The 22,295-nt window shown below is 74.5% G+C and carries 18 protein-coding genes; 5 read left to right on the top strand and 13 right to left on the bottom strand.

Features of this window, described 5'->3' with window-relative positions; all coding sequences use genetic code 11:
• Positions 1-88 precede the first annotated feature (88 nt).
• The gene (locus OOK34_RS26175) at positions 89-577 is read right to left on the bottom strand and encodes a GNAT family N-acetyltransferase (RefSeq protein ID WP_267036306.1); all 489 of its coding nucleotides are present in this window, start codon (positions 575-577) and stop codon (positions 89-91) included.
• A gap of 5 nt (positions 578-582) precedes the next feature.
• Positions 583-954 carry a helix-turn-helix transcriptional regulator gene (locus OOK34_RS26170; protein ID WP_267036305.1) on the bottom strand — a complete coding sequence of 124 codons (372 nt, stop codon included), beginning with the start codon at positions 952-954 and terminating at the stop codon, positions 583-585.
• A gap of 137 nt (positions 955-1,091) precedes the next feature.
• On the opposite strand from OOK34_RS26170, the gene OOK34_RS26165 reads away from it, so the two are divergent.
• A complete protein-coding gene (locus OOK34_RS26165) occupies positions 1,092-2,432 on the top strand; it encodes an FAD-dependent oxidoreductase (protein WP_267036304.1) in 1,341 nt (446 codons plus the stop codon).
• Positions 2,433-2,455: 23 nt separating this feature from the next.
• On the opposite strand, the gene OOK34_RS26160 is transcribed toward OOK34_RS26165, so the two are convergent.
• From OOK34_RS26160 to OOK34_RS26150, 3 genes are all read right to left on the bottom strand, one after another.
• Positions 2,456-3,646, bottom strand: coding sequence for an acyl-CoA dehydrogenase family protein (locus OOK34_RS26160; protein ID WP_267036303.1), 1,191 nt, complete (start codon positions 3,644-3,646; stop codon positions 2,456-2,458).
• Positions 3,647-3,868: 222 nt separating this feature from the next.
• The gene (locus OOK34_RS26155; protein ID WP_267036302.1) at positions 3,869-4,711 is read right to left on the bottom strand and encodes a class II fructose-bisphosphate aldolase; all 843 of its coding nucleotides are present in this window, start codon (positions 4,709-4,711) and stop codon (positions 3,869-3,871) included.
• Complete coding sequence (locus OOK34_RS26150; protein WP_267036301.1) at positions 4,708-5,610, bottom strand: SIS domain-containing protein; 903 nt, start codon at positions 5,608-5,610, stop codon at positions 4,708-4,710. The genes OOK34_RS26155 and OOK34_RS26150 overlap by 4 nt, the downstream gene beginning before the upstream one ends.
• Before the next feature lie 165 nt (positions 5,611-5,775).
• Here OOK34_RS26150 and OOK34_RS26145 point away from each other — a divergent pair, with 165 nt between their 5' ends.
• Positions 5,776-6,564: a DeoR/GlpR family DNA-binding transcription regulator gene (locus OOK34_RS26145; protein ID WP_267036300.1), complete on the top strand. Its 789-nt coding sequence runs from the start codon at positions 5,776-5,778 to the stop codon at positions 6,562-6,564.
• A gap of 52 nt (positions 6,565-6,616) precedes the next feature.
• Here OOK34_RS26145 and OOK34_RS26140 read toward each other — a convergent pair whose 3' ends face one another.
• The 5 genes from OOK34_RS26140 to tdh form a co-directional block, all read right to left on the bottom strand.
• A complete protein-coding gene (locus OOK34_RS26140; protein ID WP_267036299.1) occupies positions 6,617-8,692 on the bottom strand; it encodes a WD40 repeat domain-containing serine/threonine protein kinase in 2,076 nt (691 codons plus the stop codon).
• Between the two features lie 37 nt (positions 8,693-8,729).
• Positions 8,730-10,784, bottom strand: coding sequence for a WD40 repeat domain-containing serine/threonine protein kinase (locus OOK34_RS26135; RefSeq protein WP_267036298.1), 2,055 nt, complete (start codon positions 10,782-10,784; stop codon positions 8,730-8,732).
• 124 nt (positions 10,785-10,908) lie between these two features.
• A complete protein-coding gene (locus OOK34_RS26130; RefSeq protein ID WP_267036297.1) occupies positions 10,909-11,823 on the bottom strand; it encodes a LysR family transcriptional regulator in 915 nt (304 codons plus the stop codon).
• A gap of 12 nt (positions 11,824-11,835) precedes the next feature.
• Complete coding sequence (locus OOK34_RS26125) at positions 11,836-13,044, bottom strand: glycine C-acetyltransferase (RefSeq protein WP_267036296.1); 1,209 nt, start codon at positions 13,042-13,044, stop codon at positions 11,836-11,838.
• Between the two features lie 230 nt (positions 13,045-13,274).
• Positions 13,275-14,303 (bottom strand): L-threonine 3-dehydrogenase, encoded by a 1,029-nt coding sequence (gene tdh, locus OOK34_RS26120; RefSeq protein WP_267036295.1) that lies wholly within the window; start codon positions 14,301-14,303, stop codon positions 13,275-13,277.
• Between the two features lie 227 nt (positions 14,304-14,530).
• Here tdh and OOK34_RS26115 point away from each other — a divergent pair, with 227 nt between their 5' ends.
• A complete protein-coding gene (locus OOK34_RS26115; RefSeq protein ID WP_267036294.1) occupies positions 14,531-15,442 on the top strand; it encodes an alpha/beta hydrolase fold domain-containing protein in 912 nt (303 codons plus the stop codon).
• On the opposite strand, the gene OOK34_RS26110 is transcribed toward OOK34_RS26115, so the two are convergent.
• Together OOK34_RS26110 and OOK34_RS26105 are read right to left on the bottom strand one after the other, a co-directional pair.
• A complete protein-coding gene (locus tag OOK34_RS26110) occupies positions 15,439-16,152 on the bottom strand; it encodes a class I SAM-dependent methyltransferase (protein WP_267036293.1) in 714 nt (237 codons plus the stop codon). The genes OOK34_RS26115 and OOK34_RS26110 overlap by 4 nt on opposite strands.
• A 99-nt stretch (positions 16,153-16,251) precedes the next feature.
• A complete protein-coding gene (locus OOK34_RS26105) occupies positions 16,252-17,160 on the bottom strand; it encodes a LysR family transcriptional regulator (RefSeq protein ID WP_267036292.1) in 909 nt (302 codons plus the stop codon).
• 122 nt (positions 17,161-17,282) lie between these two features.
• Here OOK34_RS26105 and OOK34_RS26100 point away from each other — a divergent pair, with 122 nt between their 5' ends.
• Positions 17,283-18,770, top strand: coding sequence for an MFS transporter (locus OOK34_RS26100; RefSeq protein ID WP_267036291.1), 1,488 nt, complete (start codon positions 17,283-17,285; stop codon positions 18,768-18,770).
• Between the two features lie 76 nt (positions 18,771-18,846).
• On the top strand, positions 18,847-21,000 hold the full coding sequence (locus tag OOK34_RS26095) for a SpoIIE family protein phosphatase (protein WP_267036909.1): 2,154 nt from the start codon (positions 18,847-18,849) through the stop codon (positions 20,998-21,000).
• On the opposite strand, the gene OOK34_RS26090 is transcribed toward OOK34_RS26095, so the two are convergent.
• Positions 20,957-22,276, bottom strand: a complete 1,320-nt coding sequence (locus tag OOK34_RS26090) for a serine hydrolase (RefSeq protein ID WP_267036290.1) — start codon at positions 22,274-22,276, stop codon at positions 20,957-20,959. The two genes, OOK34_RS26095 and OOK34_RS26090, sit on opposite strands and share 44 nt — an antisense overlap.
• Between the last annotated feature and the right edge of the window lie 19 nt (positions 22,277-22,295).

The following is a 22,295-nucleotide window of genomic DNA, read 5'->3' as shown; positions in this document are numbered from 1 at the left end:
GGCCTCCCGCCGGGGAACCTACCCCGCTCGGGCAACGCTCAGCCGCACGGTCGGGACCGGACCGCTACGACCGCAACCCCCGGCCTCGCTAGTCGACTCGGGGGCTGCGGCGCTCCAGCAGGACGACGTCGCGCCACTGCCCGTGGTGACGGCCGATGCGCTCGCGGGTGCCGATGATCCGGAAGCCCGCACGCTCGTGGAGGGCGAGGCTGGCGGTGTTCTCCGGGAAGACCCCTGACTGGATCGTCCAGATGCCGGCCTCTTCGGTCGAGGCTATCAACGCCTCCAGCAGGGCGCGGGCTACGCCCCGGCCCCGCGCCGCCGGGGCGACGTACACGGAGTGCTCGACGACGCCCGCGTACGCGCATCGGTCCGACACCGCGGTAGCGGCGACCCAGCCGAGGACCTTGCCGTCCTCGTCCACCGCGGCGAAGCGGTGGTCCGGCAGTTTGGCGGCGTCGAACGCCTCCCAGGTCGGGGCGGTGGTCTCAAAGGTGGCGTCGCCCTCGTCGATCCCGGCCTGATAGATCGCCAGTGCCGCGTCGGCGTGCGCGGGCAGCAGTGCGGTGATGCGCATCCCCTTCACCCCGTCTTCGCCGCACCGGCCAGGAGGGCGCTCATGGCGGCGAGCACGGAGGACTCGACGCGGTAGTACACCCAGGTCCCACGCCGTTCGGACGTCAACAGCCCGGCTTCCTTCAGCTTCTTCAGGTGGTGGGAGACGGTGGGCTGGGAGACGCCGACGTCGGAGATGTCGCACACGCACGCCTCCCCGCCCTCGTGCGAGGCGACGGAGGAAAACAGGCGCAGGCGGACCGGGTCGCCGAGGGCCTTGAACATCTTCGCCGTGGCCTCCGCCTCGTCCGCGGACATGGGGCGCTCGTCCAGCGGCGGGCAGCACGGCGCGACGGCCCGATCGGCTTCCAGGAGCGGCAGAACCTTCGCATTCGACATGCATCTATGTTGACACATGTCGAAGCAGGATGACCAAGGTCTGAATTCGACGTGTGTCTATGTTGACGTTCATCGAAACAAGGGCGATGCTGATCGGGCAAGCCATCGACAGACGTCGAAGCAACGAGGAGCCCGCCGTGAACGCGCCTGCCACCACCGACCTGCCCGTCGTCGTCATCGGAGCCGGCCCCATCGGTCTTGCGGCCGCAGCCCACCTGGTCGAACGCGGCATCGAACCGCTGGTCCTGGAGGCCGGACCGATCGCCGGCACCGCCGTCCGCGAGTGGTCGCATGTACGCCTGTTCTCCACCTGGGGCGAGGTCGTGGACCCGGCAGCCGAGAAGCTCCTCGCGCCCACCGGCTGGGTCGAGCCCGACCCGGCCACCTACCCCTCCGGCGGGGACTGGGCCGAGCGCTACCTCGAGCCGCTGGCCGAAGTCCTGGGCCGGCGGGTCCGCTACGACGCGACCGTCACCGGGGTCTCCCGCACCGGCCGCGACCGCATCGCCGACGCCGACCGCGACGCCCAGCCCTTCGTCATCCACTACACCGCCGCCGACGGCAGCGAGGCCCGCGTCTTCGCCCGCGCCGTCATCGACGCCTCCGGCACCTGGTCCACCCCCGGCCCGGCCGGCGCCAGCGGCCTCACCGCCCTCGGCGAGAAGAGCGCAGCCGACCGCGTCACCTACCGCGTCCCCGACCTCAAGGACCCGGCCGTCCGCGCCCGTTACGCCGGCAAGCGCACCGCCGTGATCGGCTCCGGAGCCTCCGCGTTCACCGCCCTCGCCCACCTCGCCGACCTCGCGAAGGACGAACAGGGCACCCACGCGGCCTGGATCCTGCGACGCGGCATCTCCGGTTCCACCTTCGGAGGCGGCGAAGCCGACCAGCTGCCCGCCCGCGGCGCCCTCGGTCTCGCCGCGAAAGCCGCCGTGGACGGCGGCTACGCGGACGCCGTCACCGGCTTCCGCACCGAAGCCGTCGAGCGCGACACCGACGGCCGCCTGGTCCTCGTCAGCGAGGACGGCCGCCGCCTGGACCCGGTCGACGAGGCCATCGTCCTGACCGGCTTCCGCCCCGACCTCACCTTCCTGGACGAGCTCCGCCTCGGCCTCGACGAGCGCCTCCAGGCACCCACCGACCTGGCCCCGCTGATCGACCCCAACCAGCACTCCTGCGGCACCGTCTACCCGCACGGAGCGAACGAGCTCTCCCACCCGGAGAAGGACGTCTACCTCGTCGGCATGAAGTCCTACGGCCGCGCCCCCACCTTCCTCGCCATGACCGGATACGAGCAGGTCCGCTCCATCGCCGCCCACCTCGCCGGCGACCAGGAAGCCGCCGAGCGCGTCGAGCTCACCCTCCCCGAGACCGGAGTCTGCGGCGGCGCCGGCCTCTTCGACCAGCCCGAAGCCGCCGAGGAGGCCGGGGGCGGGTGCTGCGCCGCTCCGGCCGGCCTCACCATCGGCGGCTGCTGACCGGGCCGACCAGCACGGCACGGTCAGCGGCGGACCCTTGGCATGCCGAGGCCGATCCAGGAGATGATCTCGCGCTGGATCTCGTTGTTGCCGCCGCCGAAGGTGAAGATCACGGCGCTGCGGTAGCCGCGTTCCAGTTCGCCGTGCAGGACCGCGCCCGCCGAGCCGTCCTTGAGGGAGCCCGCCGCGCCGACGATCTCCATGAGCCAGGCGTACGCGTCCCTGCGCGCCTCGGAGCCGTAGACCTTGACGGCGGAGGCGTCCTGCGGGGTGAGGGTGCCCGACTGGACGGCGTTGACCATCTGCCAGTTGAGCAGTTTCATCGCGTCGAGCCGGGCGTGGGTGCGGGCGAGGCGGCCGCGGACCCAGGTGAGGTCGATGACGCGGCGGCCGTCGGCGAGTTTCGTCCCGGCGGCCCAGCGCTGGACGTCGTGCAGGGCGCGGATGGCCATCGTGCCGTGGGCGGCGAGGGTGACGCGCTCGTGGTTGAGCTGGTTGGTGATCAGGCGCCAGCCCTTGTTCTCCTGCCCGACGCGGCGGCTCGCGGGGACGCGGATGTTCTCGTAGTAGCTGGCGGTGGTGTCGTGCGAGGCGAGGGTGTTGATGAGGGTGCAGGAGTAGCCGGGGTCGGAGGTCGGCACGAGGAGCATGGTGATGCCCTTGTGCGCGGGGGCCTGCGGGTCGGTGCGGACGGCGAGCCAGACCCAGTCGGCGGTGTCGCCGTTGGTGGTCCAGATCTTCTGGCCGTTGACGACGTAGGTGCCGCTCTCCTCGTCGCCCTCGCGGACCGCCTTGCACTTGAGGGCGGCCAGGTCGGTGCCGGCGTCCGGCTCGCTGTAGCCGATGGCGAAGTCGATCTCACCGGCGAGGATCTTGGGGAGGAAGTACGCCTTCTGCTCGTCGGTGCCGAACTGCATGATGGTCGGGCCCACGGTGTTGAGCGCCATCAGCGGCAGCGGAACGACGGCCTGCGCGGCCTCGTCGAAGAAGATGAACTGGTCCATCGGGGACATGCCGCGCCCGCCGTACTCCTCGGGCCAGCCGACCCCGAGCCAGCCGTCGGCGCCGAGCCGGCGGATGGTCTCCCGGTAGAAGCGCTTCTGCGCGGCGGGGTCCTCGTAACGGGCGTGGACGTCCTCAGGGATCAGCCGGGCGAAGTAGGCGCGCAGCTCGGTGCGCAACTGCTGCTGCTCAGGCGTGTATTCGAGGTGCACGGCCCCTCCGGGAGTCTCGCGGTCCTGCGGTCGCTGTGGTGGCGGCGGCCAGAGTAGAACCCGTTACAGGAATTGGGAAGGGCCGGGAGTTCGGTGGGGAACTCCCGGCCCTTCTCCGTCCGTTGCGCGGCTCCCCCGGTCAGGCCCGGCGGCACTGTCCGGTGTGCGGGGGCGCCCCCGGCGGACAGCGGGCCGGTCACCGAGGCGCCGGTGGGGTTTCTTTCAGGGCCGGTCGAGGACCCGGATCATGGCCTCGGCCGTCGCCGCCATCGCCGCGCGGGCGGCGGTGAGGTACGGGCGGGGGTCGGCCGGGGTCAGGTGGGTGCGGATGGCCTCGGTCATGGCCAGGTTGAGGGCGGTGCCGATGTTGACCTTGCGGATGCCGCCGGCCACCGCGGACGCCAGTTCCCCGTCCGGCAGGCCGGAGGAGCCGTGCAGGACCAGCGGTACGTCCAGCGTCTTGGCCAGCCGCGCCAGCAGGGCGTGGTCGAGGGCGGCGGTCCGGCTGGTCATGGCGTGGCTGCTGCCGATGGCCACGGCCAGGGCGTCCACCCCGGAGTCGGCGACGAACCGCCGCGCCTCGTCCGGGTCGGTACGGGCGCCCGGCGCGTGCGGGTCGAGCGGCGCGGCCCCGTCCTTGCCGCCGACCTCGCCCAGCTCCGCTTCGATCCACAGCCCGTTGGCGTGGGCCCAGTCGGCGGCGGACCGGGTGGACTCGAGGTTCTCGGCGTAGGGCAGGTGCGCGGCGTCGTACATCACGGACCCGAAGCCGGCGTCGGCGGCCTGCCGCAGCAGGTCGGGGCTCTTGACGTGGTCGAGGTGGAGGCCGACGGGCACCCGGGCGGCCTCGGCGCAGGCGGCGGCGGCCCGGGTGATGGGAAGCAGGGCTCCGCCGCGGAACTTCACGGCGTTCTCGCTGAGTTGCAGGATGACGGGCAGCCCGGTCCGTTCGGCGCCCTCGATCACGGCTTCGGCGTGCTCCAGGGTGATGATGTTGAAGGCGGCGACGGCGCGGCCGGCGGCGGCCGCCTCGGCGACGAGGGTCCCGGAGGGGGCCAGGCTCATCGGACCGCCCCCTCGCCCGCGGTGAGGATGACCGAGCGGGTGAGGTTGCGGGGCGCGTCGGGGTCGAGCTCGCGGTGCGCGGCGACGGCGACGGCGAGGCGGTGCACCCGGACCAGCTCGGCCAGCGGGTCGAGTGCGCCGTCCACCCATTGCGCGCCGGTCCCGAGGACCTGTTCGGCGATCCCTTCGGGGGTGCCGCCCAGCGACCAGGTCACCGAGCCCGGTCCGGTGACGCTGACGGGGCCGTGCCGGTACTCCATCGCGGGGTAGGCCTCGGCCCACGACAGCGAGGCCTCGCGCATCTTCAGGGCCGCCTCCTGGGCGAGGCCGACGCTCCAGCCCCGCCCGAGGAAGGTGAACTGGCCGCGCGCCTCCAGCCCTGCCGGCAGCGGCTGTTCGAGGGCGGCGCGGGCGTCGGCGATCACGGCGGGGGTGTGGGCGCCGACGTGGGCACGCAGGAGGGTGAGGGCGGTGGTGGCGAAGCGGGTCTGGACGACGGACCGCTCGTCGGCGAAATCCAGGACGACGAGTTCGTCCGCGAGGGTCATCACCGGGGTGTGCGGGTCCCCAACGACGGCGGTGGCCGGGATCCCGGCCTCCCGCAGCCCGGCGAGGAGGTGCAGCACCTCGGTGGTGGTCCCGGACCGGGTCAGGGCGACCACCCGGTCGTAGCGTCGGCGGTGCGGGAACTCCGAGGCGGGGAAGGCGTCGGTCTCCCCCTGTCCGGCCTCCTCCCGCAGGGCCGCGGCGGCCTGGGCCATGTAGTACGAGGTCCCGCACCCGACGATCGCGGTACGCTCGCCGGGCCTCGGCAGCACCGCCCGGTGGGCGGGGGCCAGTTCGGCGGCCCGTTCCCAGCATTCGGGCTGCGTGCCCAACTCGTGCGCGACGTGACTCATGCGGGCTCCTTGCGCTTTTGATGCGTACTTACGGGACTTCCCTGCGTGTTCCTGCAAGGTAGCGGGCCGTTTCGCGCAACTTCAAGCATCTACGGAGTGATCGGCTGGGTTAATCTCGACGGCGGGGCCGGGCAGGAGGCCCGGGGACCACACGGGAGGGGCGCCATGACCCGCAAGGAACGCTGGCAGAGACTGCTGGACCTGCTGGTGGAGCGGGGCGGGGTGGAGGTGGAGCCGGCCGCCGAGATCCTCGGCGTGTCCGCCGCGACCATCCGCCGCGATCTGGACCAGCTCGCCGAGCAGCAGCTGCTGGTCCGCACGCGCGGCGGGGCGGTGCCGCACGGGGTCTCGTACGAACTCCCCCTGCGCTACCGCACCTCCCGCCGGGCCGACGAGAAGCGCCGGATCAGCGAGGCCGTGGCCGCCCTGATCGCCCCGGGCGAGGTCGTCGGGCTGACGGGCGGCACCACGACGACGGAGGTGGCCCGGGCCCTGGCGGCCCGCGCGGACCTCGCCGCGCCCACCGCCGGCTCCCCCGCGCTCACCGTGGTCACCAACGCCCTGAACATCGCGGGCGAACTGGTGATCCGGCCCCAGTTCAAGATCGTCCTCACGGGCGGGGTCGCCCGCCCGCAGTCGTACGAACTGACCGGCCCCTTGGCCCAGCAGACGCTCGCTCAGCTCACCGTGGACACGGCCGTGGTCGGGGTCGACGCCTTCGACCCGGCCGACGGCGCGGCCACCCGCCACGAGGACGAGGCCGCCGTCAACAGCCTGTTGTGCGCACGCGCCCGCCGCCTGGTCATCGCGGCGGACTCCACGAAGCTGGGCGTGCGCGCCTTCGCCCGTATCTGCGCCACCTCCGCCGTCGACGTCCTGGTGACGGACACCGCCCTCTCGGACTCCGCCGCCCGCCCCTTCCGCGCGGCGGGCGTGGAGGTCGTGCGGGTCTGAGGACACCCCGTGGTGCTGTTCAGGGAGCCGAGGCGGAGATCCCGGATCCCCCTCACCCGAGCTCCCACAGCCACACCGTGTCATTGCTCCCGACGCTCGTGCCGCTGCTGCACCCCGCGGCCAGCGACTTCCCGTCCGGGCTGAAGGCCAGCGCCTCGACGGAGGCGCCGGGCTCGTAGGTCGCGGTGGAGGTGGCGGAGGCGGTGGACCAGACGACCACCTTGCCGTCCCGGTCACCACTGGCCAGCGCGCTCCCGTCCGGGTGGAAGGCGACCGCCAGGACCGGGGAGTCGTGGCCCTCCAGGACGGCGACGTCCTGCCGGGTGGCGGTGTTCCACAGGCGCACCTCCTCGGCCTGGTCGCCGAAGGCCAGGAGCTGGCCGTCGGGGCTGAAGACCGCGCTGGTCGCGACCGTGGCGTCGAGGGTGGCCAGGACGGCATCGGCCGAGCCGTTCCGCAGCTGGACCGGCGATCCGGTGGCCAGCATCGCCCCGTCCGCGCTGTAGACGGCCGGGCCGTTCTTGACGTCCTGGCGCAGGGCGAGCCGGGATCCGGAACCGGTGTCCCACAGGTACAGGCCCCGGCCGCTGCTGGCGGCCAGCGTCTTCCCGTCGGGGCTGAGCCCCAGCTCGTGCACGAACCCGTTCTGGGGCTCGCCCGTGGTCTCTCCGGTGAACGTCCCGACCGTGCGGCCCGTGGCGACGTCCCACTTCAGGATCTTGTGCTCCTCCGCCCGGTAGAGCGTCTTGAGGTCCCGGCTGAAGACGTGCGGCTGGATGTACTTGGCGATGCTGATCCGGGTGGAGCTGCTCTCCTTGCCGGGCAGCGACCAGCGCCAGATCTCCCCGCCCCCTCCGGCGGCGGCCAGCGTCTTCCCGTCGGGACTGAAGGCGAGCTCGTACGCGCTCTTCGGGCCCTCGAGGGCGTCGCTCTTGCGCAGCAGCAGGTAGGCGGGGACCCCGATCGCGGCGGCCGCGGCGACCGAGGCGCCGCCGATGAGCAGCGCGCGCCGCGAGGGCCCCCGGCGGGCCGGACCGGGTACGGGGGCGGTCGGCCGCCCGGGTACCGGGCTGCCGGGGCCGGGTACGGCGGCGCCGGGGCCCGGCGCCGCGGGGCCCGCCGGCGGCGCGTAGGTCCGCGTCGCCGCGGCGGCCAGGGCGCGCGGGTCCTGACCGCCCGCAGCCGGTCCCGGGCTCACGGCCGGTCCCGGGCTCACCGCCTGGGCCCGCTCCGTGGGCGGCGGCTGCGGGGTCTGTGGGGTCCGTACGGACGGGGCCGCCGCCACGGTCGGTTCGTGGCGCGGCGGGTGGACCCGCGCCGCCCCCGCGAGGGCAGCCGCGAACCGGGCGGGCAGGCCCTCGACGGCGGGACGGTCGGCCGGGTCCTTGGCCAGGCAGTCGGTGAGGATGGCCCGGAGCTCGCCGTCGATCCCGTCGAGGGCGGGCGGTTCGTCCAGGATCCGCTGGACCACGGCCACCAGGGAGGGCGCGTCGAACGGGCCACGGCCCGTCGCGGCGAAGGCGACCACCGAGCCGAGGGCGAACACGTCGCTGGCGGGCCCGGCCCGGTCGGCGCGGATCTGCTCCGGCGACATGTAGGCGTAGGTCCCGATGACCGATCCGGTCGCGGTCAGCGAACTGGCGTCCACGGCCCGCGCGATGCCGAAGTCGATGACGCGCGGCCCGTCCTCGGCCAGGATCACGTTGCCCGGCTTGAGATCCCGGTGGACCAGGCCGCACCGGTGGATCGCCGCGAGCCCTTCGGCGAGCCCCGCCCCGAGCCGCAGCGCCCCCGCCGGATCGACCGGCCCGTGCTCGGTCACCGCCCGGTGGAGGGTGGGGCCCGGGATGAACGCGGTGACCAGCCACGGGGATTCGGCCGCCGGGTCCGCGTCCACGACCTGCGCCGTGTGGAACCCGCCGACCTGCCGCGCGGCCTCCACCTCCCGCGCGAACCGCTCCCGGAACTGCGTGGTGCCGGCCAGCTCCGCGCGGATCAGCTTCACCGCGACCGGGCGGCCGCCCGGCGACGTACCGAGGAAGACCTGGCCCATGCCGCCCTCGCCCAGCCGTCCCTCGAGGCGGTAGGGGCCGACCCACCGCGGATCGTGGGGCAACAACGCGTCCATGAGTACCGTCCGTTGAGATGAAGAGGGAGGCAGCCGGTCAGGCGAGCTGCCAGAGCTGGATCGTGCTGTCCGACGGACTGAAGGCCGCCGCGAGGGTCTTGCCGTCCGGACTGAACGCCAGGGCGGAGAGCAAGGGAGCCCCGGCCGACTCCTCGAGGTCGGCCGTGAGGGTCCGGGCGACCCGCCCGGTCTTCAGGTCCCACAGGCTGACCGTGCCGCCCGTGGCGGCTCTGGCCTCGTCCTTGACGTCGTCGTCCGGACCGAGCCCGAAGCCGCCGCCCGCGATCATCGGGTGGCCGGGCCGGTACGCGGCCTCCTCGAGGCGCCGGTGCGGCGAGGTGAGGGTGGCGGTGGGCCGCCCGGTCGCCAGGTCCCACAGATGGACGCCGGGCCCCGCACCGCCGATGGTCTTTCCGTCCGGGCTGATCAGCACCCTGTAGAAGGGGGAGTCGGCGGAGTCGTCGGTGAACGTCCTGGGTTGTTCCCCGCCGTCGACGTCCCAGAGCAACACCCGCTCCCGGGAAGCGGTGGCCACCCCCTTGCCGTCCGGGGTGAACAGCACGCCGGACGGCTCGCCCGCTTCGATCTTCTTCAGGCGGCGTCCGCTCGTCAGGTCGAAGAGCTGGAGCGTGCCTCCGCCGGCCGCGGCGAGGACCGCGCCGTCCGGACTGACCGCGAGGGAGTACGGGGTCGGAACCGAGAGCGTCTCGAACCCGGAGAGCGCGGGCAGCGCCGTCCGGGTCCGCACGTCCCAGCGCCGCAGCGTTCCGTCCTGGCAACTGCCCACCAGCGTCCAGCCGTCCGGGCTGAAGGCCAGGCCGAAGACGCGCGGGGGCTCTCCCCCGAACTTGGTGATCGTGCGGCGGGTGACGGTGTCCCACAGCCACAGCTCACCGCCGGACCCGCCGGCGGCCAGGGTCCGGCCGTCCGGGCTGAAGGCGAGAGCCACCAGCGACTGGGGGTGCCCTTCGAGCCGGGCCACGGGCCGGGTCCGGTCCTGCTCCGACCCCGATCCCAGCCAGGAGTCCCGGAACAGATAGGCGGGTACGGCGGCGGCCGCCGCTGCGGCGCCCACCCCGCCGAGGAGCAGCGTACGGCGGGACAAGGCCCCGGCGGGCGCGGGTGCGGTGGGCGCACCGGCCGGGCCGGGCGGGGCCGGTGGTGCCGCGGCCGGTTGCGTCGGCAGGGCATGGAACGCCGCACCGGGCGCGGCGGGCGCGGCGGGCGGCACCGCGCCCGGCCCGGTGACCGAGAGCCGGGCCAGCACCTCGTCCATGCCGGGGCGCTGGGCGGGATCCTTGGCGAGGCACGCCCCGACCAGCTCGCGCAGGGGGGCGGCCAGTCCGTCGAGTCGGGGCGGCTCGCTGACGACCCGGTGCACGATGGCCGGCACGGTCGTCGCGTCGAACGGGCTGCGGCCGGTCGCCGCGAACACGAGCACCGAGCCGAAGGCGAACACGTCGCCGGCGGGCGAGAGCGCCTCGCCCCGTACCTGCTCCGGTGACATGTAGGCGTACGTCCCGATGACCGATCCGGTCCGGGTCATCGCGTCCGCGCCCGGCTCGTGCGCGATCCCGAAGTCGATGATGCGCGGTCCGTCCTCGGCCACGATCACGTTGCCGGGCTTGAGATCCCGGTGCACGAGCCCGCACCGGTGGATCGCGGCCAGCCCTTCGGCGATCCCGGCGCCGAGCCGCAGCACGGCCGCCGGGTCGCGGGGCCCGCCGGCGTCGACCAGCTGTTGCAGCGTCGGACCCGGTACGAACGCGGTGGCCAGCCACGGCGGTTCCGCCGCCGGATCGGCCTCCACGACCTGCGCCGTGTGGAACCCGCCGACCTGCCGCGCGGCGGCGGCCTCCCGCGCGAACCGCTCCCGGAACCGCGCGGTGCCGGCCAGCTCCGGCCGGATCAGCTTCACCGCGACCCGGCGACCGCTCGCGGACGTACCGAGGAAGACCTGCCCCATGCCGCCCGCGCCCAGCCGTCCCTCAAGGCGGTAGGGACCGACGGTCCTCGGATCACCAGGGCGCAGCGGCTCGACTGTGGAACTCCGGGTTCCGCCAGGGCCTATGAACTCTGTCACGCTCGGCATTGAACCATGATCCGCCGCACGGGGGTTGAGCGTCCCGGCCTCCTGACACACCTGTGACGGAGATCGAGCCGGTCACCGCACCAGACGAAAGGAGTCACATCCGAACGCCGGCCACGGATCGGGATCAGTGCGTCGGGACCCGCCGGGCCTCGCGGGACAGGGCCGCCAGCACCGGGGCGATCAGCGGGTGGGTCTCGGCGCCGCGGCGGGTGGCGGCGAAGACGCGGCGGGTGGCGGCCGGGCCGGCGACCGGGCGCACCCGGACCTCCTTGAGGTCCATGCCGCGCAGCGCCGAACGCGGCACCAGCGCCACCCCCGCGCCCGCGCCGACCAGGGCCGTCACCGCCCGGAAGTCGTCGGAGGAGTGCACGAAGCGCGGCTGGAAGCCCGCCAGTTCGCACGCCAGCAGGGTCACGTCGTAGCACGGGTTGCCCGGGTACTGGCCGACCCAGTCCGCGTCGGAGAGGTCCGCCAGCGCCACGGCGGGCAGACCGGCGAGCGGGTGCCCCGAGGGCAGCACCGCGTCGAAGGGTTCCGCGTACAGCGGGAGGACCGACAGGCGGCCGTCGTCGGCGCCCGGCGCGCCCCGGTACTCCACCGCCAGGGCCAGGTCCGCCTCCCCGTCGAGCAGCAGCGGCAGGCTCTGGTCGCCCTCCGCGTCCCGGACGCGGAGCCTGATGCCCGGGTGCTCCAGCGCGAGGCGGGCGATGGCGGGGGCCAGCACCTCGGCGATACCGGTCGCGAAGGCGGCCACCGTGACCTCGCCCGCGGAGCCGCCCGCGTAGGCGGCGAGTTCCGCCTCGGCGCGCTCCAGCTGGGCCAGTACCTCGTGGGCGTGGCCCAGCAGGATCTCCCCGGCCGCGGTGAGCCGTACGCCCCGGCCGCTGCGGGTCAGCAGCGCGTGGCCGGTCTCCTGTTCCAGCGCGGCGAGCTGCTGGGAGACGGCGGAGGGGGTGAGGTACAGGGCTGCGGCCGCGGCGGTCACCGTACGGTGGTCCGCCACGGCCCGCAGGATGCGCAGCCGGCGGGGGTCGATCACCCCTCCATGATGTCAGCCCTGAGCTGCGGCGAAAGCCGCGCGGGCGTCCACGAAGGCGGCCACCGCGCGCTCCACGTCGGCCGTCGAGTGGGCCGCCGAGAGCTGGACGCGGATACGGGCGGCGCCCAGCGGAACGACCGGGTACGAGAAGCCGATCACGTACACCCCGCGCTCCAGGAGCAGCTCCGCCATCCGGCCCGCCTCGGCGGCGTCGCCGATCATGACGGGGGCGATGGCGTGGTCGCCGGGCAGGATCTCGAAGCCGGCCTCGGTCATCTTCGAGCGGAAGAGGGCCGTGTTGGCCGCGAGCCGCTCGCGCAGGTCGCCGGCGGACTCCAGCAGGTCGAGGACCTTCAGGGAGGCGGCGGCGATGACCGGGGCGAGGGAGTTGGAGAAGAGGTACGGGCGCGAGCGCTGGCGCAGCAGCTCGACGATCTCGGCGCGGGCGGCGACGTAGCCGCCGGAGGCGCCGCCGAGGGCCTTGCCGAGGGTGCCGGTGATGATGTCGACGCGGTCCATGACCCCGTGCAGTTCGGGGGTGCCGCGGCCGCCGGGGCCGACGAAGCCGACGGCGTGCGAGTCGTCGACCATGACCATGGCGTCGTAGCGGTCGGCCAGGTCGCAGATCTCGGCGAGCGGGGCGACGTAGCCGTCCATGGAGAAGACGCCGTCGGTGACGATGAGCTTGCGGCGGGCGCCGCCCTCGGTGGCCTCCTTGAGCCGGGTCTCCAGCTCGGCCATGTCGCGGTTGGCGTAGCGGAAGCGGCGGGCCTTGGACAGGCGGATGCCGTCGATGATCGAGGCGTGGTTGAGGGCGTCGGAGATCACCGCGTCCTCGGCGCCGAGGAGGGTCTCGAAGACGCCGCCGTTGGCGTCGAAGCAGGAGGAGTAGAGGATCGTGTCCTCCTGGCCGAGGAAGGCCGACAGCCGGGCCTCCAGCTCCTTGTGCACCTCCTGGGTGCCGCAGATGAAGCGGACCGAGGCCATGCCGTAGCCCCAGCGGTCCAGCGCGTCCTTCGCGGCGGCGACCACCTCGGGGTGGTCGGCCAGTCCGAGGTAGTTGTTCGCGCAGAAGTTCAGCACCTCGCCGGGGGCGCCGCCCGCGGTGACGGCGACGGCGGCGTTCTGCGGGGTGCCGATGACGCGCTCGGGCTTGTGCAGGCCCGCTGCGCGGATCTCGTCGAGGGTGGTGCGGAGGTCTTCGCGTACGGACTCGAACATGGGCTTCGGATTCTCCTTGTGCGGTGTGCCGTCCGGCGGGTGCCTCCGGCGGACGGGGAGGGTGGGACCGGGCCCCGCGGAGGGGGAGGGTGTGCGGGGCCCGGCCCGAGGGAGATGGTCTTGTGGTGGCGTACGCCCGGCCGGTGCCCCCGCCGGGCGGGCCGCCCCGGCCCGGGAGCCCTTGCCCGGCGCGACCGCCGGAGGCCTAACCCGGCGCGGCCGCCGGAGGCCTAGGCCGTCCAGTCCAGGATGATCTTGCCGCTGCGGGCGGTGGCGGCCTCGTCGAAGGCGGCCTGGAAGTCGCGGTGCGAGTAGCGGCCGGTGATGACCGGGGACAGGTCGAGCCCGCCCTCCAGCAGCACGGTCATCGCGTACCAGGTCTCAAACATCTCGCGGCCGTAGATCCCCTTGATGGTGATCATCGAGGTGACGACCTTCGCCCAGTCCACGGGGAACTCCTGGGCCGGCAGGCCGAGCATCGCGATGCGGCCGCCGTGCGTCATGTTGTCGATCATGTCGCGCATCGCCTCGCCGCGGCCGGACATCTCCAGGCCGATGTCAAAGCCCTCGCGCAGCCCCAGCCGCGTCTGCGCCTCGGCGATGGAGGACTCGGCGACGTTCACCGCGAGCGTGGCGCCCGCCTTGCGGGCGATCTCCAGGCGCTCGGGGCTGACGTCGGTGATGACCACGTTGCGCGCGCCGGCGTGCTTGGCCACGGCCGCCGCCATGATGCCGATCGGGCCCGCGCCGGTGATCAGCACGTCCTCGCCGACCAGCGGGAAGGACAGCGCGGTGTGCACGGCGTTGCCGAAGGGGTCGAAGATGGCCGCCACGTCCAGGTCCACGGCGGTGCGGTGCACCCACACGTTCTGCGCGGGCAGCACCACGTACTCGGCGAAGGCCCCGTCGCGTCCGACGCCCAGCCCGATCGTCGAGCGGCACAGGTGGCGGCGGCCGGCCAGGCAGTTGCGGCACTTGCCGCACACCAGGTGACCCTCGCCGCTGACCAGGGCGCCGGTCTCGATGTCCTGGACGTCCGCGCCGACCGCCGCGACCTCGCCGACGAACTCGTGGCCCAGGACGAGCGGGGTCTTGACCGCGCCCTGCGCCCAGCCGTCCCAGGCGCGGATGTGCAGGTCCGTGCCGCAGATGCCGGTGCGCAGCACCTTGATCAGCACGTCGCCGGGGCCGTACTCGGGCTCGGGGACGTCCATGAGCCACAGCCCGGGCTCGGCCTTGTGCTTGACGAGTGCCTTCATGGGGGTGGCTCCAGGCATACGAAAGGGGTCGCCGAGCCCGCTGGTGTACGGGTGGCGTGGGTGACGTGCACCAATCTGCCGATCGGCGTGGTGATCAGTCCATCGAGACTTTCTTAAGCGGGTCGACAGCGCAGCTTCACGCCTATGCTCCTCCCTTGACGGGGAAGGGGCCGGGAGCAGGATCCGCAGGTACGATCCCGCACCGGGGAAAAGGGGAGGTGAGGGGCGTGCCGAGTCTGCGCAGCAGGGCGCTTTCGGCCGCACTGGTCGCGACCGGGCGGCGAAGACGGTTCGCGACCGCCGAGGCGGTACGGGCCCGGGTGGCGGAGTCGGCCCGCAGGCCCGCATCGCACCTGCCGCCGCGCTCGCTGGGGCGGGTCGCCGAACTGTCGCGGACCTTCGTCGGCGCCTGGCCGGTGTACGACGCCTCGCCGCGCGGGCAGGAGCCCGTGGCACGGGTGCTGTACGTACACGGTGGCGCGTACATCAACGAGCTGGTCCGGCCGCACTGGTCGCTGATCCGGACGCTGGTCACCCGGGCGCGGGCCCGGGTCGTCGTCCCGGCGTACGTGCTCGCCCCGCGCGGGACGGCCGACCGGACCGTCCCCGTGGCGACCGACCTGCTCAGCGGCCTGATCGAGAGCGGCGGCGCGGGCGGGACGGTACTGATCGGCGACTCCGCGGGAGCCGGGCTGGCGCTGGCCGCCGCGCAGCGGCTGCGGGAGCGCACCGGCGCGCAGCCGTCCCGGATAATCCTGATCTCGCCCTGGCTCGACCTGAGCATGAGCCACCCGGGCCAGGCGGCGATCGAGCCGGCCGACCCGGTGCTGGCCCGGCCGGGGCTGGCCGAGGCGGGCCGGCTGTACGCGGGGACCCTCGCGGCGGACGATCCCCGGGTGAGCCCGCTGCACGGGTCCTTCGAGGGGCTGGCGCCGCTGACGGTGTTCACCGGTACCCGGGACGTGCTGAGCACCGACAGCCGGGAGCTGCTGCGCCTGGCCGGCGCCGCCGGGACGGAGGTGGAGTGGCACGAGGAGGTGGGCCTGCCGCACGCGTACCCGCTGCTGCCGGTCCCGGAGGGGCGGGCGGCCCGGGACCGGATCGTCGAGCTGATCGGTGAGACCGCCGACCGTTCTTAGGCGGTGCACGTCATGAGCGAGCTGACCGGCCAGGCGCGGTACGCCGTCCAGTACGCCTCGTCGCGCGAGGCGTCGGCGGGCGGGGTGCGGGCGGGCTGCCAGCCGACGGTGCTGAAGCCCGCGTCGACGGCGGCTTCGGCGAAGTCGGCGTGCGCCCATTCGCGGTACTCGAAGTGCAGCGGGGGTTCGGTGAGGAACTGGGCCTTCAGCAGCGGCGCGTCTCCGTCCGGCAGCCGGTCGAGGATGCGCATCCCGTACGGGGACCAGTCCACGCGCGGGTAGCCGCCGGGGTTGCGTACGAGCGACAGCAGCCGCCCGCCGGGGCGCAGGTTGGCGCGGATGCCGCGGAACATGGCGTGCAGGGCGGCGCGGTCGGGGGCGTGGCTGAACAGGTAGACGGCGGTGGCCAGGTCGAAGGGGCCGAGCTGCGGCATGTCGGCGGCGTCCGCGAGCACGTACTCGACGGGGGCTGAGGCCGGCGCGGACGCGCGGGCCCGGCGGACCCGGTCCGGGCAGCTGTCGACGCCGACGGTCCGCCGTGCCCCGCCGCTCGCCAGCAGTGCGGCGGTGCCGCCGTGTCCGCAGGCCACGTCGAGGGTGTCGAGGTCGCGGACCCCGCCGAGGGCGTCGAGCGCGGTGCGGAGCGTGAAGGCGTCGGCCGCCGTGAAGGCCGCGCGGGGAGCCGGGTGCGTGTCGTACAGCTGTTGCATGCCGGATGCTTCCCCGGCGGAGGCGCGGGTGACGGCGTGCGCGCCGCCGTGTCCCCCCTTCGGGGGAGGCGTTCGGCGCATCGCGCCCCGGACCGCGCGTCAGGCGGGCAGCAGCTCGCGGGAGCAGGCGCGCAGCCAGAGGTGCGCCGGGTCGGCGTCGTGGCGGGGGTGCCAGGCGATCCCAATGGGCAGCGGTGGCAGCTCGAGGGGGACTTCGAAGGTGACCAGGCCCAGGGCGTCGGCCTGGGCGACGGTCCGGGAGGCGATCAGGCCGATCAGGTCGGTCTCGCGCAGCACGAACAGGGAGGCGGGGGAAGAGCCGGTGCTGCCCACCACGCGCCGGGACAGGCCCCGTTCCGCGAGGGCGGCGTCGACCGGCCCCTCCAGCCGGCCGCGCCGGGAGACGGTCAGGTGCTCCCCGGCGGCGAACCGGCGGGCGGTGATCCGGCCGCGGAGCAGCGGATGCCCGGACCGTACGACGCCCAGCATCCGGTCGTCGAAGAGGTGCTCGGTCCGTACCTCGGGTGAACGGCTGTCGATGACGCCGAGTTCCAGATCCGCGACCCCTTCGCGCAGCGCCGGCACGTCGACGTGGCTCTCGGACAGGAACCGCAGCCGCACCCCGGGAGCCTCGCGGGCCATCCGGCGGAAGAGGGCGGCCCCGAAGGTGGCGGCGAAGGAGTCGTGGGCCAGGACGGTGAAGGTGCGGGTCAGGGTCTCCAGGTCGACCTGGCCGCCGGTGAGGAACAGGGCGCGGGCCCGTTCCACCACGGCCCGGACCTCGCCCTGGACGGACAGCGCGTGCGGGGTGGGGACCATCGTCCGCCCGGCCCGGACCAGCACGGGGTCGCCGAGGGCCTTGCGGATCCGGCCCAGGGTGCGGCTCATGGCGGGCTCGGAGAGGTGCAGGCGGGCGGCGGCCCCGGACACGCTCGACTCCTCCAGGAGGACGTCGAGGGCGACGAGCAGGTTCAGGTCCAGCCCGGATCCGGATTGCGTCACACGCATTCATCCCTTGCAGAACTTGCACTGGAAAGCAGGTCACGCCAACTCTACGGTGATTGCGGGGTGATTGAGCCCGACCGGCCTTCCGCACCCCCTCCACCGCCCACCGACTCCCAGGAGGAGCCGTGCTCCGCCATGCCCGCACACCGGCCGCCGCGCGAGCGGACGACGCCCCCGCACCCGCACCCGGTCTTTCCCGCCCCGCCCTGCTCGTCCTGTGCGCCTGCGTGCTCGTCGCCCAGGGGATGGTCGCCGCCGTCAACCTGCTGATCCCGCAGCTCGCCGCCTCCACCCTGCGCCCGAGCCCGGGGCAGCTGCTGTGGGCGGTCGACGCGTACGTGATCGTCTTCGCCGCGCTGCTGATCCCCGCCGGAGCCCTCGGCGACCGGTACGGCCGCAAGGGGGCCCTACTGGCCGGGCTCGGGCTGTTCGCCGCGGGCGGGGCGCTCAGCGCGCTCGCCCGGGACCCGGCCACGCTGATCGCCGGACGCGGGCTGTGCGGGGCCGGGGCGGCGCTGATCATGCCCGCCACCATGTCCGTGCTGGTCCACCTGAGCCCGCCCGAGCGGCGCGGCCAGGCGCTCGCCACCTGGACGCTGGCCGCCGGCCTCGGGGGCCTGGCGGGCAACGTGGGCGGTGGCCTGGCCGGGGAGTTCCTGACCTGGCGCGCCCTGTTCTGGGCGGTGGTCCCGCTGGGCGCGCTGCTCGCCCTCGCGGTGGCCCGCACGGTGCCGCGTACGCCTTCCCGCGCGGACGCGGCCGTCGACCCGGTCGGGGCCCTGGTGCTGGCGGGGGCGCTGTTCGCGGTGGTCCACGGGATCATCGAGGGGCCCGCGCACGGCTGGTCCTCGGCCCGCGTCCTGGGCTCCTTCGGGGCCGGGGCCGTGCTGCTGGCCGCCTTCGCCGGCCATGCGCTGCGTACCGCCCGCCCCCTCCTGGACCCGCGGATCTTCGCCTCCGGCAGGCTGCGCGCGGGGGCGCTCGGCATCGGGGCCGCCTTCTTCGGGCTGTTCGCCCTGTTCTTCGTCAACGCCCAGTACCTCCAGTACGCCAAGGGCTTCTCCCCCGCCCTGACCGGCCTCGCGATCGTCCCGCTCACCATCGGCATGGCGGTGGTGCCCAGGCTGGGCGCGCGGCTCCAGGAGCGGACCGGGCCCCGGTTGCCGGTGGGGGCCGGGCTGCTCCTGATCGGGGCCGGTCTGCTGCTGGTGTCCACCGTCGACGCGGGCACCCCCTACGCCCTGTACGCGGTGTACCTGCTGGTGCTGTCCGCGGGGACCGGGCTGTGCGCGCCCTCGCTGACCCTGACGGTGGTCTCGGAGCTGCCGCCGCACCAGGCGGGGCTGGGTTCCGGGCTGAACACCGCCGCCCGGGAGATCGGCGCGGCCCTGGGGGTGGCGGTGGTCGGCACCGTGCTGGCCTCCCGCTTCCACGGAAACCCGGCGGATCCCGCGCAGGCGGGTGCCTTCACCGACGCCATGGGGGTGGCGCTGCGCTCGGTGGCGGCCGTACTGCTCGTCGCCTCGGCGGTGGTGGTCCGGGGGTACCGGGGCACGACCGGGAAGCGTGCGGGGCGCCGGAGTGCAGCCGCCGGGGGCGAGGGCGCATGCTGACTGTGTGACGGCGAGACCGGACAGCGGCGGCGGCCCAGCCCCCGTCGCCACGGGCCAGGCGCTCGCGCGGGCGGCGGTGAGTGCCGTGGCGGCCGTCGGCGGGCACGCGGGCGGGGTCTACCTGCGCTCGGGCACCCAGGGGCTGCTCCGGATGGCCGTGGTCACGGGCCTGCCGGGGCCGCTGTTCCGGCCCTGGTGGCGGGTGCAGGTGAACCGGCCGTACCCGGTCGCCGAGGCGTACCGCACCGGGCAGTCCGTGCACCTGCCGGACGGGGAGGCCGCGATGCGGCGCTTCCCGCAGATCATGGCCGGGCTGCCGTTCCCGTTCGGTTCCTTCTACGAGCCGGTCGTCGCCGGGGGCGAGCGGTTCGGGGTGCTCATGGTGCTGCGCCCGGCGGAGGCCGGGGACACGATCGGGGCCGGCGACCGGGAGCGGCTGCGGGAGGCGGCGGCCGGGCTGGCGCGGGAGCTGGCCGCGCTGAGCGCCGCCGGGGACCCGGTGCTCTGGGACGCGGACCCGCTGTGCGTACCCGCGCCCTCCCCCGCCGCCGGGAAGGCCGGGAAGGCCGGGGAGGCCCGGGAGGCCGGCGAGGCCCGGGAGGCCCGGGAGGCCGTGGACCGGCTCGGGCAGGCGGTGCTGTCCCTGGACCGGCAGGGCGGGATCGGCTTCGTCAACACCGCCGCCGAGAAGCTGCTCGGGCTCACCGCGTCCCGGTTGTACGGGAGCGTGCTCTGGGAGGCGCTGCCCTGGCTCGGCGGCCCCGCCTACGAGGACCACTTCCGGGGCGTGTTCCTGTCCGCCGAGCCCGTGCACTTCAAGGCCCTGCGGGACGCGCGTCCAGACCCGCAGTGGCTGGCGGTGGGGCTGTATCCGGGGCGCTCGGGGGTGACGGTGACCCTCGAGGCCGTCGAGACGCCCCTCTACGCGCCCGGGTCGGTGGCCCGGCCGGGCGCCGGCCTCGGTTCGCCGGCGGACCGGGCCGCCGCCCTGTACCGGCCGGTGGCCCTGGCCATCGCGCTGACCGAGGCGGTCACCGCGCGCCAGGTGTCGGTCGTGGTCACCGAGGAGCTGCTGCCCGCGTTCGGCGGCCGCCAGCTGGCCATCTACCTGCTCGACGAGCGGCATCTGTACCTCGCCTGGGAGACCGGTTTCCCCCGGGGGTTCCTGGACCGCTTCGACGGGGTCTCGCTGGACGTGCGGTTGCCGGGCGTGGAGACCCTGACCTCGGGCCGGCCGATGTTCTTCGAGTCGATGCAGCACCTGGCGGCGGCCTATCCGGGGATCCCGCTGGACGCCGACGTCGGGGCCCGCGCCTTCCTGCCGCTGATCGCCTCCGGCCGCCCGGTGGGCTCCTGCATCCTCGGCTTCGACCGGCCGCGCGGCTTCAGCCCGGAGGAGCGTACGGTCCTCACGGCGCTGGCCGGCCTGATCGCGCAGGCCCTGGAGCGGGCGCGGCGCTACGACAGCGAGGCGGCGCTGGCCCGGGGGCTCCAGGCGGCGCTGCTGCCGCACCGGCTGCCGGTGCTGGAGCAGGTGGCCACCGTGGGCCGGTACCTGCCCGGGACGGTCGGGATGGACGTCGGCGGCGACTGGTACGACGTCATCGAGACGGGCGCGGGCCCGCTGGCGCTGGTCATCGGGGACGTCCAGGGCCACGGGGTGGCGGCCGCCGCGACCATGGGCCAACTGCGCAGCGCGGTACGGGCCTTCGCGCTCAGCGGCAACGCCCCGGACCAGGTGGTGCGGGGGACGAACCAGCTGCTGATCGACCTGGACCCGGGCCAGTTCGCCAGCTGCTGCTACGTCCTGCTGGACCCGGGGACGGGCCGGGCCCTGGCCGCCCGCGCGGGGCATCCGCAGCCGCTGCTGCGGCACGCCGACGGGCGGACCGAGGTGCTCGACCTGGCCGGCGGGGTGGTGCTGGGCATCGACCCCGGGGCCCAGTACCCGGTGACGGAGCTGCTGCTGGCGCCCGGCGCGGTGCTCGCCCTGTACACCGACGGGCTGGTGGAGACGCCGGGCACGGACATCGACGAGGGCGTGGAGCGGCTGCGCGCGGCGCTGGCCGCGGCCGGGCCGTCCCCGCTGACGGAGACGGCCGACCGCCTGATCGCCGAGGCGGGCCGCACCGCCGACCGGCCGGACGACATCGCCCTGCTGCTGGCGTCCCGCGAGGCCCGCGAGACTAGTCCGGCCGCTGGGCCGATGCCGCCCGCCGGACCTCCTTGAGGAGGAGGGCTTCCTGCGGTTCCGCTACCGGCACGGGAGCGGTGATACGGGCCCCACCGGCGGTCGGGCACAGGGCCTGGGCCTGGAGTTCGCCGAGGGCCGTGTCGACGGGGTGCGGGAGGGGCCGGCCGTCGGCGTCCATGCGCTGGTACTTCTGGAGGTTGAAGCCCACCGCGTACTGCCTTTGGCCGTCGTCGCTGGTCAGCGCCATCGTGCCCGCGCCGAAGACGGTCCCGCCGTGGCCCCAGACCGGCCCGCAGGGGGTGTCCGTGACGAGGAGCCCCAGGCCCCAGCGGGTGGGGTGGCCGGTGCCGTCGTCCTCGGCCGGGACCGTCGTGCGCATCTGGCGCAGCTGCTCGGCCGGCAGCAGCCCGCCTTGGAACAGGGCGCGGAAGAAGGTGGTGAGGTCGGCGGTGGTGGAGACCAGCGCCCCGGCCGTGCCGGCGAAGGTCATGTCGTAGTCGCTGTAGTCGCGCGGCGGGTCGATCAGCCCGAAGAAGGACTCGTACATCCGGGCGTGCGGGCCCTTGATCCGCGGGTCGGTGCCGGGGAAGTAGGTGTCGCGCAGCCCGGCCCTGCGGATCACGTCCCGGGTGATGACCTCCTCCGGATCCCGTCCGGTGACCTTGCGCAGCACCTCGCCCAGCAGCAGGTAGTTGGTGTTCGAGTACGACCAGCCGCCGCCCGGTTCGAACAGCTGGGGCTCGGCCGTGCCGAGCCCGATGAGCTGCCGCGGGGCGACGGTGCGGTGGCGGAAGTCGTCCAGGCTCCGCGTGGAGCCCGCCTTCAGGGAGGGGAAGGCCTCGGCTATGTAGTCCGCGATGCCGCTGGTGTGGTTGAGCAGCATCCGTACGGTGACCTTCGTGCCGCGCTCCCCCGGGACGAGCTCGGGTACGTAGTCGGCGACGGGCCGGTCGAGTCCGATGCGCCCCTCGGCGTTCTGCCGGAGCACGGCGACGGCGGTGAAGGTCTTGGTGACGCTGCCGACCCGGTGCCGCATGCCGGGGGTGGTGGGCCGGCCGGTGGCGGTGTCGGCGAGGCCGGTGGCCCCGTTCCACCGGGCGTGGCCGTCGCGGACCGAGCCGTACGCCCCGTACATGCCGGCCGCGCGCACGGCGTCGAGCCGCTGGGCGAGGGCCCTGCCGTCGATGCCGCCGCCGGCCTGCGGGTCCGCCGCGGCCTGCGCCGGGGCCGTTCCGGCCAGGATGGCCAGGCCGACGGCGACGGCCGCCGCGCTCCGTAAACGGCCCCGCCCGTGCTGCTGTACGCGTGCCACGTGGATCTCCCCGAGTCCG

It is taken from the genome of Streptomyces sp. NBC_00091, from assembly GCF_026343185.1.
GTDB lineage: Bacteria > Actinomycetota > Actinomycetes > Streptomycetales > Streptomycetaceae > Streptomyces.
This window is presented reverse-complemented; position numbering and strand designations above follow the sequence as displayed.

Excerpts from the sequence above, each read along its gene's own strand:
- OOK34_RS26175 (WP_267036306.1), bottom strand. The coding sequence starts at position 577 with ATGCGCATCACCGCACTGCTGCCCGCGCACGCCGACGCGGCACTGGCG.
- OOK34_RS26170 (WP_267036305.1), bottom strand. The coding sequence starts at position 954 with ATGTCGAATGCGAAGGTTCTGCCGCTCCTGGAAGCCGATCGGGCCGTC.
- OOK34_RS26155 (WP_267036302.1), bottom strand. The coding sequence starts at position 4,711 with ATGAGCCTGGCCCCCTCCGGGACCCTCGTCGCCGAGGCGGCCGCCGCC.
- OOK34_RS26150 (WP_267036301.1), bottom strand. The coding sequence starts at position 5,610 with ATGAGTCACGTCGCGCACGAGTTGGGCACGCAGCCCGAATGCTGGGAA.
- OOK34_RS26145 (WP_267036300.1), top strand. The coding sequence starts at position 5,776 with ATGACCCGCAAGGAACGCTGGCAGAGACTGCTGGACCTGCTGGTGGAG.
- OOK34_RS26140 (WP_267036299.1), bottom strand. The coding sequence starts at position 8,692 with ATGGACGCGTTGTTGCCCCACGATCCGCGGTGGGTCGGCCCCTACCGC.
- OOK34_RS26135 (WP_267036298.1), bottom strand. The coding sequence starts at position 10,784 with ATGCCGAGCGTGACAGAGTTCATAGGCCCTGGCGGAACCCGGAGTTCC.
- OOK34_RS26125 (WP_267036296.1), bottom strand. The coding sequence starts at position 13,044 with ATGTTCGAGTCCGTACGCGAAGACCTCCGCACCACCCTCGACGAGATC.
- tdh (WP_267036295.1), bottom strand. The coding sequence starts at position 14,303 with ATGAAGGCACTCGTCAAGCACAAGGCCGAGCCCGGGCTGTGGCTCATG.
- OOK34_RS26110 (WP_267036293.1), bottom strand. The coding sequence starts at position 16,152 with ATGCAACAGCTGTACGACACGCACCCGGCTCCCCGCGCGGCCTTCACG.
- OOK34_RS26105 (WP_267036292.1), bottom strand. The coding sequence starts at position 17,160 with ATGCGTGTGACGCAATCCGGATCCGGGCTGGACCTGAACCTGCTCGTC.